This is a genomic window from Campylobacter sp. TTU-622 (assembly GCF_016598965.1).
Classification (GTDB): domain Bacteria; phylum Campylobacterota; class Campylobacteria; order Campylobacterales; family Campylobacteraceae; genus Campylobacter_D.
Genome location: NZ_JAENKR010000035.1, coordinates 1 through 13,855, shown reverse-complemented (window position 1 = coordinate 13,855; position 13,855 = coordinate 1). Strand labels below are relative to the sequence as shown.

The following is a 13,855-nucleotide window of genomic DNA, read 5'->3' as shown; positions in this document are numbered from 1 at the left end:
GATTTAAATATTAGTTTAAATTGGGTAGAAATGAATTTTGATGGATTAATTCCTGCTTTAAAAACTGGTAAAATTGATATGATAGCTTCTGCTATGAGTGTTACAGAAGAAAGAAAGAAAAATGCTGATTTTAGCAATACTTATTATATGACTAAAAATCTTTATATCAAAAGAAAAGATGATACAAGCTTAACAACTAAAGATGACTTAGCAAATAAAAAAATAGGTGTTCAACTTGGAACCTTGCAAGAAAATGCTGCTAAGAATATTAAAAATGCAATAGTTGAAGCAAATGCTGATTTAAATGTTGCTATATTAGCTCTTAAAAATAAAAAGATTGATGCAATCATCTTAGATAAAGATGTTGCCAAAGGATACTTAGAACAAAATACTGATCTTAGTTCTTTTTTTGAAGAAGATGATGGAAGCAGTGGATTTAGTTTTGCTTTTGACAAAGATAAACAAAAAGAACTTATAGAAAAAATTAACCAAACTTTGGAAAAACTTAAGCAAAATGGTATATATGAAAACTTGCTTATAAAATATCAATTAAAATAAGAATTATCTTAATCTTAATAAGGCTTTCTCTAAAGCCTTAAAAAAATAATCAATATCCTCTTTTGTATGTGTATAATGCAAACTAACTCTCAACCATCCTGGTCTTTGTGTAATCTTAGCATTATCTTTAAGATTTAATAAATCATGCCCATAAGGTCCAGCACAAGTGCAACCTGCTCTTGTTTCTATGTGAAATTTTTTACTAAGCTCGTAAGATAGATCAAAAGGTGAAATTCCTTTAATATTAAAAGAAAAAATAAGTAATCTTTTATATAAATTTTCCGCATAAAGCTTTAAATCATTAATCTCTTTTAACCTTAAAAAAAAGTATTTTTTTAAATTTTCTTCAGCTTTGTGTATTTGTTTTAATCCAATTTCATCTTTAATCTTAAAAGCTAAACTAGCTCTTATGAGTTGTAAAATTCCAGGAGTTCCACCCTCTTCCAAAGCTTCTTCATTGCAAAGATAGCATTGAGTTGTTCTTGAAACATATCCAACAGTTCCTCCTGCTGCAAAAGATGGTTTAGAGCCACAAAGATTTTTTTTAATCACCAAAATTCCGCATCCTCCAATACCGCCTATTAATTTATGAGAACTTATAAATAAAGCATCATAAAATTTACAAGATATATTTTTATAAGGAATAAAACTTGTAGCATCAAAAGCAACAATACCTTTATAAGACCTAACTAATTTAGAAATTTTTTCATAATCACTTAAAACACCTGTAACATTAGAAGCTAAAGAAAAACTTGCAATGATTTGTCTTTTTTTATTTTTTTCTAAAAGTTTTTCTAAAAAAATAAAATCAATTTCTCCGTTTTTATCAAGAGGAACTCTAATACATTCACAAAGCCCTTCTCTAAATGATAATTCATTGGAATGATGCTCATAAGGACCTACAATAACTAAAGGTAATTTTTTAATATCCATATCTTTAAAATATTTTTCTTTTATTTTAGGTGGAACATAAATTCCTAGCAATTCTTGGAATTTTTTTATAGCACTTGAAGATCCTGTACCACAAGAAATTAAAGCAAAATTATTATCCAATTTTAAACTTTTTTTAATATCTTTTCTTGCATTTTCATAATGCATTTGAATTTTAAAAGAATGCAAAGAACTATCAGAATGGGTATTAGCATAAAAAGGCAAAATCTTTGAAATTTTTTTTTCTACGCTTTTTAGTGCTAAAGCACTTGCTGCGAAATCAAAATAATAACTTCCTTTTTTTAAAATAATATCTTTTCTTAAATCTTCAATTTCCAAATACAATCCTTTAAAAATTTGCTAAAATTATACAATAATAATTTTTATATAAAGGAAAAATATTACTTTTAGCACATTTGCAAAAACACATTCTTATCTACCAGCTGAACAATTATTTGATTTTTATAGTGTTTTTGATGGATTAAATATTTCTTATTTTTCTTTACCTTTTTTTGAAAGTATTGAAAATATACTTCTTAAAAATTATACTTCGTTAAATCAACAATTTTCTTTTGATTTTTTAAGCTCTTACGCTTTAAATCTTTTAGCAAAAAATAGTAGAAAAATTTATTCTATTAACAGAAAAATCAATCATTTTAAAGCAAAAGCTATTAGCAATCATTTATTAGAAACAGGGATTTTAAAACTAGAAAAAAGCAAAGAAGAAAAAATAAAAAAAGATAAAAGAAATAAAATAAAAAAAGAGCTAAGAGGGTATGTTATACAAGATAAATTTATTTTTAAAAATCATTTTTTAAGATTTTTTTTTAGATTTTTAAAACCTTATGAACATTTAATTTTAGAGAAAAAATTTGATTTTATTTTAAATTTAATTCAAAAAGAATTAGAGCATTATCAAGGATTCTGTTTTGAACAATTAGCAAGAGAATTTTTAGAAAAAAAATTCAATATCTATCCTGTTGAAAGTTATTGGGATAGAAAATTAGAAATTGATTTATATTACAAAGATAACAATTTAAGTTTTATTGGGGAAGTTAAATTTAAAAATAAAAAAATTTGCAAAAATATTTTCAATGAACTTCAAAAAAAAGCTGAAATCTTAAATTTAAATGTTGATTATTATATTATTTTTTCAAAAAATGGCTTTAGCAAAGAGCTCAATAAAAAACAAAATGAAAAATTACTTTTATTTGAACTAAAAGATTTTGAATTCTTATTTAAGGAAGATATATGAATGAAAATATACTTAAAAGTCTTGATTCTAATGAAAAAGAAACTTTACAAGAAGGACTAAAAAATTTAATCGAACAAACCTATGTAATAGAAAATGAATATAAAATTTTAAATGAAAGCTATAACTCTTTAAGAGCAATGGTAAGCGAGATTATAGAAGTTTTACCTACTTGTTTATGGATATTAGATCCTAAAAAAAATATCATCTTGCAAAATCATCAAGCTTTAAAAAATAAAAATTTATTAGAACAAATTAGCTTAGATAAAGAGCATTATGAATTGGAATTTGAGACAAAATTTTACACAATTAAAATCATTAAACAAAGTGATAAAACTATCATAAGTGCTACAGATATAAGCGATGAAAAACGTAACGAAAGACTTGCTAGCATGGGGAGTGTTGCTGCTCATTTAGCCCATGAAATTAGAAATCCGATAGGTTCTATTTCTTTACTTGCCTCTACTCTTTTCTCAAGAAGTGAGTTAAAAAACAAGCATATTGTACTAGAAATTCAAAAAGCTATTGCAAGGGTTGAGCGTATAGTAAATTCTACCCTACTTTTTACTAAAGGTGTTCATATAAATCTTCATACTTTTAATCTTTTAGAATTAAAAGAAGAATGCGAACAAGCCATTAATTCTTATAATTTTTATTCGGACATAGAATTTGATATTTCTTTTTTTAGTTTAAATATCCAAGCAGATAAAGCCCTTATTAGCTTGGTTTTGCAAAATTTAATTTATAATAGTATTGATGCAATTGAAGAAAATGAAAGTAAAAATCCTAAAATCCAAATTAAAGCTTCTTTGAAAAAAGAAACTCTAATTATAGAAGTTTTTGATAATGGAATCCAAATTAAAGATGAAAATTTAGTTTTTGAAGCATTTAAAACTACCAAACTTAAAGGCAATGGACTTGGACTTTGCCTTTGTAAGCAAATTATAGAAGCTCACAAAGGAAAAATTGGCTTTAAAAAAGATCCTAAAAATTTTTATTTTACCCTACCTTTATGAGCTACATCTATTAAGAATGTGCTCGCTTATACTATCAGAAATAATAAAATCTGTATGATAAAGCAAACAAGATCCAGAATTTATAATCCTTAAAACCAATTTTTTATTTCCTTTTTCATTTGGATTGTGTGCGTTTCTAGCAATTTCATGTATCTCATAAACAAGTTCACGATTTAATTTACTTAAATCAAGCTCTATAATATTATTTTCAAATTCTTTTGGCTCTTTAATAAAATCTTGTTTTTTATAATTTTTCGAATTTACTTTTAAAGCTTTATATTCTGTATTTTTTAACTCTTCTAAAGTTTTTACATCTTTTAAAGAAAAACTTACCTTACCTTCATCGCTTTTGTAATGAAGAAAAAATCCATAAGCTAAATTCTTGCTTTTTTCATCTTTATAAATTTTTTCTATTTTTTCAATATTTGATTCAAAAACAGTAATTTCATAAGAAGAATAAAAATCTAAAATTTCAAGCCTTGCAAAACGTTTATTATTTTTACTTACCATAGATTTAAAATCTTCCATTTTTCCAACATTTAAAAGCTCTCCACCTCCTTTTAACTCTGAAAAATCTATGCTTTTTGTATATTCTATATCTTTAATATCATCAAAAAAACTATCAAGTGGATGACCTGAAACATAAATTCCTAAGATTTCTTTTTCATAATTTAGTTTTTCCATCAAATCAAATTCTTCTGGAGTAGAAATAATATCAACTTTAACATCTTGAGTTAATTCATCTTCTCCAAATAAAGAATTAGCAATATTTCTTCTTATTTCTGCTACTTGTCTTGAAATATCACCTAAATTATCAAGATTATTAAATAAACATTTTCTTGTATAGCCAAATTCATCAAATGCGCCTGATTTTATCAAACTTTCTAATGTTCTTTTATTAATTTTAGTTGGATCAATTTTGCTAAGAAAATCAGTAATACCTTCAAATTCTTTATCTTTTCTTATTTCTAAAATATTTTCAACTGCAGGAATACCAACACTTTTAATTGCTCCAAGTCCATAAACAATAGCATCTTTACCATCTTCAAGCTCTATAGCACTAAATTCACGGATAGCTTTATTAATATTAGGGGGTAATAATTTTATGTTCATTCTCTTCATCTCTTCGATATAAGTAGCAACTTTATCAACATTATTTTCTTCGCTTGTTAAAAGCGCTGCCATAAATTCACTCGGATAATAAGTTTTTAAATAAGCCGTTTGAAAAGTAATAAGTGCATAAGCAGCAGAATGAGATTTATTAAAACCATATCCTGCAAATTTTAAAATAAGCTCCCAAAGATCTTCGGCATCTTTTCTATTGTAGCCTTGATTTTGCGCTCCATCTGCAAATTCATCTTTAAGCTTTTTCATTTTTTCGGGATCTTTTTTCCCCATAGCGCGACGTACTACATCAGCACCTCCTAAAGAAAAACCTCCAATAATTTGAACTATTTGCATTACTTGTTCTTGATAAACTATAACCCCATAGGTTGGTTCTAAAATATTTTTTAATACATCAAAAGGATATTTAATATCTTTTAAACCGTGTTTTCTATCGATAAAATCATCAAGCATTCCTGATTCCATAGGACCTGGACGATAAAGAGCCAAAACCGCAATTAAATCTTCAAATCTTTCTGGCTTCAATCTTGCATTTAAGCTTTGCATTCCATCAGATTCTATTTGAAAAATACCTAAAGTATTTCCACTTTGTATAGTTTTATAAACTTTAGGATCATTTACATCTATGCTCTCCCAAATAATATCTTTGTTATAGCGTTTTTTTATAAGATTAATAGCATTGTTAATTACTGTTAAAGTTTTCAAACCCAAAAAGTCAAATTTAATCAAATCAACATCTTCTAAATGATCCTTAGAATACTGAGTGACTAAATGTCTTTCGTCATTTTTACTCTGTCTAAAAAGAGGGGTTTTTTTCCATAAAGACTCATTAGAAATTACAACACCAGCTGCATGCATACCTGCATTACGATTTAATCCCTCTAATGCTTTTGCATATTCCCAAACCTCTAAACCTTTAGGATGTTTTTCTATAAATTCTTTAATTTTTGGTTCTTTTTCATAAGCTGCTTCAAGAGTTATCTTAAGCTCTTCTGGAATAAGTTTAGCAAGTTCATCTGCATCAGCTATACTCATATCACAAACTCTAGCAACATCACGGATTACACCACGTGCTAAAAGCTTACCAAAGGTAATAACTTGTGCAACTTTATCAGAACCATATTTATCAATCACATAATCAATTACTTCAGAGCGTCTATCTTGACAAAAATCAACATCAATATCGGGCATAGAAACACGCTCAGGGTTTAAAAATCTTTCAAAAAGCAAATTATAGGGCAAAGGATCAATATCGGTTATCTTTAAACAATAAGAAACCAAGCTTCCAGCAGCTGAACCTCTACCTGGACCAACAGGAATTCCTTTATCTTTAGCTACCTTAATAAAATCATGGACTATAAGCATATAGCCTGAAAACTTCATATTTTTAATAATTTGTATTTCTAAATCTAATCTTTTTTTATATTCTTCATGTTTCTCTTTATCAATAAATTTAAGTCTCTCATCAAGTCCTTTTTTGCAAAGATATTCAAAAACTATATCATCATTATCAAAACTAAATTCTTTTTCTTGATCTTTTAAAACTAAACTATACTCTTTTGCATATTCACGCGTAAATTTAAAATTTGGAGGAGTTGGGTTGCCAAGATTTAATTCTAAATTACATTTATTAGCTATTTCTTGTGTATTTTCAATAGCTTCTGGAATATCAGCAAAAAGTTCGCTCATTTGTTGTGGAGTTTTTACATAAAATTCATGAACACTATGACGCATTCTATTAGGATCATTAAGTTTTTTTCCCATAGCTATACACATAAAAACCTCATGTGCTGCAGCTCTTTCTTTGAAAGTATAATGCGTATCATTAGTAGCTATAATTTTAATATCTAATTCTTTTGAAAGTCTGATAATATCATCATCAATAATCCTTTGATCATTGATACCATGACGCATAATTTCTAAATAAAAATCATCTTTAAAGACTTTTTTATACCAAAGAGCTGCTTCTTTTGCACTTTCATATCCCTTTGCACCAAAACGAGCATTTCTTTCATTTTGGTTATTTAAATGCCAATTTACCTCGCCTTGCAAGCAAGCAGAGGAACAAATTAAACCTTCGCTATGTTTTTCTAAAATTTTTTTATTGATACGCGGATAATAATATAAGCCTTTAATATAACTTTGAGAGCTTAAATACATTAAATTTTGATAGCCTATTTCATTTTTAGCGTACAAACAAAGATGAAATCTTTGTCTTGAACTTTTATCACTGATATCATCGTGATTATGTAAATAAGCTTCAAGTCCTATAATAGGCTTTATACCTTTTGCTTTCATTGTTTGATAAAAATCAATAGCCCCAAACATATTGCCATGATCTGTCATAGCAACACTAGTTGCACCCTGACTTTTCAAAGTATCAGCAAGTTCTTTAAGCTTATTAGCTCCATCAAGTAAAGAATATTCTGTATGTAAATGAAGATGGGTAAATTGACTCATTAATTTCCTTAAAAATTAAATTCTTAAGGAAATTATAGAATTCTAATTCTAAATTTTTTAAAAAAGTTATATAAATTTAAACTAAAAATTTTAATTTATACTTTTAAGCAAAGGAACAAGCATAGCCTTGTATAAAACTTCATAAATTTCTTCACCACATAAAGCTTTTACAAGCTCTAATCCAAATAAAACAGCAGTTGCAGGTCCAGCACTTGTGATAATATTTTTATTGACACATACAGCTTTATTAACCCAAACTCCATTAAGCATTTTTTCACAACCTGGATAACAAGTAAATTCTCCTTTTAAAACTCTAGCTTCATTAAGGACAATGGGCGATGCGCAAATAGCGCCAATAATTTTTCCATTAGAATTGAGTTTTTTAATGATATTTAAAATTGTAGCATTTGCCTTAAGATTACTCATGCCCTCAAAACCACCGGCCAGAGCAATAGCATCAAATTCTTTATCTTCAATATCATCAAGAATAAAATCAGCCTTAATTTGAATACCGTGTGCTCCACTGACTATAAGCTCTTTATTTAAAGAGCTTATATATATCTCAAGATTATCACTTAAGACACTAGCTCTTTTTAAAACATCACTTATCCCTATAAATTCAAGTTCTTCAAAACCTTGAGCTAAGGGAATTAAAACTTTTTTAATCATTTTATTTCCTTTTATATCTTTTTTCTCTCTCATTTCTTAATTTTGCTTTTTCTTGAATTTGGTGGTTAAAACCTACAATCAAACATATCATAAAAATAAAAAATAAAGTCGTAATAATCCAATCAAACATAGCTAAAACCACTAAAAATTTATAAAAAATTGTAACACAAAAATTTAAATTTTAAAGAAAAAATCAAGAGATTTTTTAATAAAATAAGTCCTTTTTATTTTGTGATTTTAAGGTTGAAAATTGACTCAAAAAAATATCAAAACTTTTATTTTTTTTGCAATAATAATTCTTTGGGGTTATTTTTCTTTTCCTATAGAAATTTTACAAGTTAATGTAAATAATGAACTTCAATATACCTATACAGAAGATGCTAAAGCTTATGTTAAAAGTTATTTTACTACTTTACTTTTAACCATTTCTAGTATTATTATTGGTATAGTTTTAGGATTTTCTTTGGCTATCTTAAGATTTTCAAAAATTAAATTTTTAAACCTTCTTATAGATGAATATATTGATATTATACGTGGCACACCTGTAATTTTACAGCTTATGATTTTTGCCTTCGTTATTTTTACTTTTGTTGATAATCTCTATGCAGCTATTTTAGCTTTAGGACTTAATAGTTCAGCTTATATTGCAGAAATTGTTCGTGCTGGAATTAATAGTGTAGATAAAGGACAAATGGAAGCAGCAAGAGCCATGGGATTAAGTTATAAAATCACTATGAAAGAGATTATTTTACCTCAAGCTATAAAAAGTACTTTACCTGCACTTGCAAATGAATTTATTTCTTTATTTAAAGAAACTTCCGCTGTTGGTTTTATAAGTGTTTTAGATATCACAATGCAAAGTAAAAGCTTACAAGCTTTACTTTATAATCCAAAACCTATTATATTTACAGGACTTATATATTATATCAATGTAAAAATATTTACTCTAATTGTACAAAAACTTGAAAAGAGATTAAATAATAATGATTAAAATAAAAAATTTATCAAAAAAATATGGAAATTTAAATGTTTTAAAAGATATTAATATACAAATTAATAAAGGTGATATCATTGCTATTATTGGACCTAGTGGTAGTGGTAAAAGTACATTTTTAAGATGTATTAATAAACTTGAAATAGCAACTAGTGGAGAAATTTATATAAAAAATCAAAATATTTTAGATCCATCGGTTAATATTGATCTTATTAGACAAAAAGTAAGTATGGTCTTTCAACATTTTAATCTTTTCAATAATAAAAATATTTTAGAAAATTTATGTTTAGCACCTATTAAAACAAAAATTTTAACCAAAGAAGAAGCTATTAAAAAAGCTAGAATACTACTTAAAAAAATAGGACTTAGCAATAAAGAAAATACTATGCCCCATCAATTATCTGGGGGACAAAAACAACGTATAGCTATTGCAAGAAGCTTAATGATGAATCCTGATGTAATTTTATTTGATGAACCAACTTCTGCACTTGATCCTGAAATGATAGGAGAAGTTTTAAATATTATGAAAGAAGTTGCTAAAGAGGGTTTAACAATGCTTGTGGTTACCCACGAAATGGGATTTGCAAAAAATGTAGCAAATAGAATACTTTTTATGGAGCAAGGAAATATCCTTGTAGATGAAAATCCTTATAATACTTTTGAAAATCCCAAAAACGAAAGATTAAAAGAATTTTTAAATAAAGTTTTAAATCATTAATTAAAAAAGACCCATTAAAGTCTTTTTTAATTAATCCCAACACTCTGCATTTTTAATACCAAGTTTTGAAGCACTAAATTGAGGATCCTTGCCTTGACTTTTTTGCAAATTGTAATCATTTAAAACTTTACTAACAATAGAACCTAAAAGCAATAAAGAAACTATATTTGTAGTTGCCATAAAAGCCATTGTTAAATCAGCTAAACTCCACGCTAACTTTAAATCCATTTGAGAACCTATAAAAACCATTAGTACAGCTGAGATTCTAAAAAGATTCATAACAACTTTAGAATCGCTTAAATATTTTACATTAGCTTGAGCATAATAATAATTTCCTATTAAGGAAGTAATAGCAAATAATACAATAGAAATAGAAATAAAATGTATACCTAATTTACCATAATACTCATCCATAGCATGTTGAACCAAAGGAAGAGCTGTAAAAATAGGTTTTCCATCTACTCCTATATTGTTTAAATAAGTTAAAGAAAATAATACTAAAAAACCAGAACTTGTACATATTATAACATCAATAAGAACGGAAAAAGCTTGAATAATTCCTTGTTTTGCAGGGTGACTAGTAAGCGCTGCTGCTGCTGCATTAGGAGCAGATCCCATACCTGCTTCATTAGAAAAAAGTCCTCTTTTAATTCCTATAACTAAAACAGAACCAGCAAAACCTCCAAATATGGCCTTAAAATCAAAAGCACTTTGAAAAATCATATGAAAAACCATAGGAATTTTCTCAAAATTCATTAATACTGCAATAACCGCAAGGCAAATATAAGCTAATGCCATAAAAGGAACTATTAAAGAGCTTATTTTTCCTATTTTAGTATGATGAGAAAAAAACATCCAAATACTAAATAAAGTTAAAATACCGCCTATAATCAAAGGCCAATGACTTTGCATAAAAGAAATGGATGAGTTTGGATTAGCCATATTATAATAAACTTCAAATGCTGAAGTGATATTTTGACTTTGAAGACCATTGAAGCCATAAGCATAAGTAATAATTAAAATAAGAGCAAAAAATGCTCCTAACAATTTTGAACCCAATGCCTTTTTTATATAATAAGCCGGACCACCCTTATAACCCCCTGTCCCATCTTTTGATTTATAAACTTGTGCTAAAGTGCTTTCAGCAAAAGCTGAAGCTCCTCCAAAAAAGGCCATAAGCCACATCCAAAATAAAGCGCCAGGACCTCCAACAACAATTGCAATGGAAATTCCTGTAATATTTCCTATACCTACTCTTGAAGCTGTAGAAATCATTAATGCTTGAAAAGGAGAAATATGCTCTTTTTCATTAGTTCTTTCTGTTAATATTTTTAAAACACTACTTAGCATTCTAAACTGAACAAAACGCGTTTTAAAACTATAATAAAGACCGCAAATAATCAATAAAACAACCATTATAATATCTGTTTTAGGTAATACTTTATCTATAAAATTGCCAACTTCCATTAAATTCATTTATACTCCTAAAGTTAATAAAATATTTTACACAATTATTCTAAAAAATCAATAAGTAAAAAAAGAGAAATTCTGTCTTAATGCTTCATAAGTTATAATTCCTACGCTAGTAGCCAGATTAAGACTTCTTCCATAAGCTTTCATTGGTATGGTAATTGCATTTTGCCAATTAAGTTGCATTAAATCTTGTGGAAGACCAAAACTCTCACTCCCAAAAAATAAAAAATCATCTTTTTGAAATTGAACTTTAAAATAAGGTTTTTTACTTTTTGTAGTTGCAAAGAAAAAACGATCTTTATATTTTATATTTTTTTTCAAAAACTCATCAAGATTCTCCCATATAATAGGATTTAATTTATCCCAGTAATCAAGACCGGCTCTTTTAAGCTTTTTTTCTTCTAAGTCAAAAACAATAGGTTTTATAATATGCAAATTAAAACCTGCATTAAAACACATCCTACCAATACTTCCTGTATTTTGTGGAATTCTTGGTGAAACCAAAACTATATTAAACATTAGATTATTATCCTTTTGATACCAGGATGAAGCTTAACTAAAATTTCATAGTCTATAGTATTAAAAAAATTTGCCCATACTGATGCATCATCAAAAACACAAATTTCATCTCCACTGTCCTCGCAAGAAAAACTATCCATAGACATTTTTCCAAGTATTTTCTTACCATTTACAAGCCTTAGTTCCCCTTTAGCATCATAACGAAATAACCCATCACCATAACCTAAATCATAAGTTGCTATATTTAAATCTTTAAGCGCTGTATAAGCATTAGAATAACCTATACTCTCCCCTGCTTTTAAAATTCTTTGACTTAATTTATGAGCATAAAGACTTAAAACTTTTTTTAAATGTAAAGCTCCATAACCAAATTGAACGAGCCCTACTCTACAATATTCATCTTCGGGGATTGGTGAATTAAACAAAGCTGCTGAATTAAAAGAATGAAAAATCAGTTTTTCATCACATTTTTTATAAAACCATTCTTTTACTTTTTGAAAATTATTTTTTTGTTTAAAATAAAAATCATCTATACTATCTGCACTCGAAAAATGTGTAAAAACGCCTTCTAGTTTTAAATTGTATTTTAAAATGCTATTATATGCTTTATCTAGATCTTGAAATTTAATTCCATTTCTATGCATATTTGTATCAATTTTTAAATGAATTCTGCTTAAAGGTTTAAATTTTTCAATTAAATTTATATCATTCAAAGCATAAATAAAATTTAGATTTTCGTTACCATTTGGACGATGCGAAAGAATTAAAATAGAATCAAAAAAATTTTTAAGTTCATTTGCTTCTTGCTCATTTTTAACAGCAATAAAATTAATGCCTTTATTTTTAGCAATAGGAGCTAAAAGAGTTGCTCCATGTCCATATGCATTATCTTTAAAAACACAAATAATACGATCAAAATTTCCAGTCTTATTAGCAATTTGATCTAAATTAAATTCATAAGCCTTTTGATTTAATTTGATTAAAGACATTATTGCTCTGCAAGAATTTTCATTTTGCCTTCTTTATCAAGTCTAACATAAAGAACCTTATTACCCTTAAACTGATAATTTTTCGTATAATAATCTTCATAAAAAGAAATTCTATACATAATTTTTCCTTCCAAATTTGGATAAGGACTTATGCTAATGTCTGAAAATTTAATGTCTTTTTTCTCATTTTTTGAAAAAATATTTTTTTTCATTACTGCAAACTGAGAAAAGGGAGTTTTATCAAATCTTTTAAATTCTTTTTCATCATAAAAATTTAAATATGTTTTAATATCATTTATCGTCCAAGCATCTTTCCACTCAAACAAAGAAGCCAATAAAGATGCGATTTCATCTTTTTTTCCATAAACTTTATCTTTTTCTTCTGTTAAAACATAAACTTTTTTATCTTTAACAATTGCCGCAAAACTATCTAAATTTTTATTAAGCAAAGCAATACATCCTCTAGTTTTATATTCATCAATTCTAGTTCCATCTAAAGGATAACCATGGATCCAAATACCGCCACCTGTCTTTCCTTGTACTTTATCAAGCAAATTTGGATAAGTTGTTGCAAAAGCAAAAGGACCATAATAAGGATCACCTGGATTAAATTTTTTTCCTAACTCATAAAAACCAATAGGAGTTTTTAAATCTCCTTCTTTTTGCTTATCGCCCATTAAACCAGTAATAACATCTTTTTGTTCAAATTTTTCTTCAACTTTGCCTTTATTGTAAGAATAAACTTTAAGAATTTTCTTTGTTTTATTGGTAACAACAATAATAACTTCATCTTTATAATATCCCAAAGAAACATTTTGATCTTTAAGCTCTTCTAGCCAAAAATCTTTGCTAGTTAATTTTTGCTCTATAGCAGTTTTAACTGCTTCTAAGCCATTATCAAGATAAATTTTTACAAAATCCGAAGCACAAACACTTGAAATAAAAAATAATACAGCAATGATAATTTTAAACAACGATGATCCTTTAAAAAACTATTCAAAACTAAAATTATATATTAATTTTTCTTAAAAAACGATGTAAATTAAATTTTAAATAATTTCACATTTTATTTACGGTATACTAAAAAATCTCATCAAAATACAAATTGATAAACTAGGATACTTTATGAAAAAAAATATATTTATATTAGCT

The 13,855-nt window shown here is 26.8% G+C and carries 12 protein-coding genes; 5 read left to right on the top strand and 7 right to left on the bottom strand.

Translation table 11 applies throughout. The features are described from left to right. A partial coding sequence (locus tag JG677_RS04730; protein ID WP_200285442.1) for a transporter substrate-binding domain-containing protein occupies positions 1-558 on the top strand: 558 nt, incomplete at its 5' end. A gap of 3 nt (positions 559-561) precedes the next feature. Here JG677_RS04730 and JG677_RS04725 read toward each other — a convergent pair. After that, entirely contained in the window at positions 562-1,833 is a 1,272-nt protein-coding gene (locus tag JG677_RS04725) for an aminotransferase class V-fold PLP-dependent enzyme (RefSeq protein WP_200169098.1), read from the bottom strand. A 142-nt stretch (positions 1,834-1,975) separates the two neighbouring features. Between JG677_RS04725 and JG677_RS04720 the strand changes: the two genes are divergently transcribed. After that, positions 1,976-2,743, top strand: coding sequence for a DUF234 domain-containing protein (locus tag JG677_RS04720; RefSeq protein WP_200285443.1), 768 nt, complete (start codon positions 1,976-1,978; stop codon positions 2,741-2,743). Next, the gene (locus tag JG677_RS04715) at positions 2,740-3,756 is read left to right on the top strand and encodes a fla regulon two-component system sensor histidine kinase FlgS (protein ID WP_200217655.1); all 1,017 of its coding nucleotides are present in this window, start codon (positions 2,740-2,742) and stop codon (positions 3,754-3,756) included. Before JG677_RS04720 ends, JG677_RS04715 begins: the two co-directional genes overlap by 4 nt. Here the strand turns inward: JG677_RS04715 and dnaE are convergent. Further along, the gene (dnaE, locus tag JG677_RS04710; protein ID WP_200217656.1) at positions 3,751-7,341 is read right to left on the bottom strand and encodes a DNA polymerase III subunit alpha; all 3,591 of its coding nucleotides are present in this window, start codon (positions 7,339-7,341) and stop codon (positions 3,751-3,753) included. The genes JG677_RS04715 and dnaE overlap by 6 nt on opposite strands. 90 nt (positions 7,342-7,431) lie before the next feature. Then, a complete protein-coding gene (locus JG677_RS04705; protein WP_200285441.1) occupies positions 7,432-8,010 on the bottom strand; it encodes a DJ-1 family glyoxalase III in 579 nt (192 codons plus the stop codon). A 250-nt stretch (positions 8,011-8,260) separates the two neighbouring features. Here JG677_RS04705 and JG677_RS04700 point away from each other — a divergent pair, with 250 nt between their 5' ends. Together JG677_RS04700 and JG677_RS04695 are read left to right on the top strand one after the other, a co-directional pair. Next, positions 8,261-9,001 (top strand): amino acid ABC transporter permease, encoded by a 741-nt coding sequence (locus JG677_RS04700; RefSeq protein ID WP_200285440.1) that lies wholly within the window; start codon positions 8,261-8,263, stop codon positions 8,999-9,001. Further along, positions 8,994-9,722 carry an amino acid ABC transporter ATP-binding protein gene (locus tag JG677_RS04695; RefSeq protein WP_200285439.1) on the top strand — a complete coding sequence of 243 codons (729 nt, stop codon included), beginning with the start codon at positions 8,994-8,996 and terminating at the stop codon, positions 9,720-9,722. The genes JG677_RS04700 and JG677_RS04695 overlap by 8 nt, the downstream gene beginning before the upstream one ends. A gap of 30 nt (positions 9,723-9,752) precedes the next feature. Here the strand turns inward: JG677_RS04695 and JG677_RS04690 are convergent, their stop codons facing one another. The 4 genes from JG677_RS04690 to JG677_RS04675 are packed head-to-tail and all read right to left on the bottom strand — an operon-like array spanning position 9,753 to position 13,668. After that, a complete protein-coding gene (locus tag JG677_RS04690) occupies positions 9,753-11,198 on the bottom strand; it encodes an alanine/glycine:cation symporter family protein (RefSeq protein WP_200285438.1) in 1,446 nt (481 codons plus the stop codon). A gap of 48 nt (positions 11,199-11,246) precedes the next feature. Next, positions 11,247-11,714 (bottom strand): tRNA (cytidine(34)-2'-O)-methyltransferase, encoded by a 468-nt coding sequence (locus JG677_RS04685; RefSeq protein WP_200217661.1) that lies wholly within the window; start codon positions 11,712-11,714, stop codon positions 11,247-11,249. After that, on the bottom strand, positions 11,714-12,703 hold the full coding sequence (locus tag JG677_RS04680; RefSeq protein WP_200285437.1) for an alanine racemase: 990 nt from the start codon (positions 12,701-12,703) through the stop codon (positions 11,714-11,716). The genes JG677_RS04685 and JG677_RS04680 overlap by 1 nt, the downstream gene beginning before the upstream one ends. Beyond that, positions 12,703-13,668 carry a L,D-transpeptidase family protein gene (locus JG677_RS04675; protein ID WP_325099529.1) on the bottom strand — a complete coding sequence of 322 codons (966 nt, stop codon included), beginning with the start codon at positions 13,666-13,668 and terminating at the stop codon, positions 12,703-12,705. Before JG677_RS04675 ends, JG677_RS04680 begins: the two co-directional genes overlap by 1 nt. Positions 13,669-13,855 lie beyond the last annotated feature (187 nt).

Coding starts and splice junctions, on each gene's coding strand:
- JG677_RS04715 (WP_200217655.1), top strand. CDS start 2,740: ATGAATGAAAATATACTTAAAAGTCTTGATTCTAATGAAAAAGAAACT.
- dnaE (WP_200217656.1), bottom strand. CDS start 7,341: ATGAGTCAATTTACCCATCTTCATTTACATACAGAATATTCTTTACTT.
- JG677_RS04705 (WP_200285441.1), bottom strand. CDS start 8,010: ATGATTAAAAAAGTTTTAATTCCCTTAGCTCAAGGTTTTGAAGAACTT.
- JG677_RS04695 (WP_200285439.1), top strand. CDS start 8,994: ATGATTAAAATAAAAAATTTATCAAAAAAATATGGAAATTTAAATGTT.
- JG677_RS04690 (WP_200285438.1), bottom strand. CDS start 11,198: ATGAATTTAATGGAAGTTGGCAATTTTATAGATAAAGTATTACCTAAA.
- JG677_RS04685 (WP_200217661.1), bottom strand. CDS start 11,714: ATGTTTAATATAGTTTTGGTTTCACCAAGAATTCCACAAAATACAGGA.
- JG677_RS04680 (WP_200285437.1), bottom strand. CDS start 12,703: ATGTCTTTAATCAAATTAAATCAAAAGGCTTATGAATTTAATTTAGAT.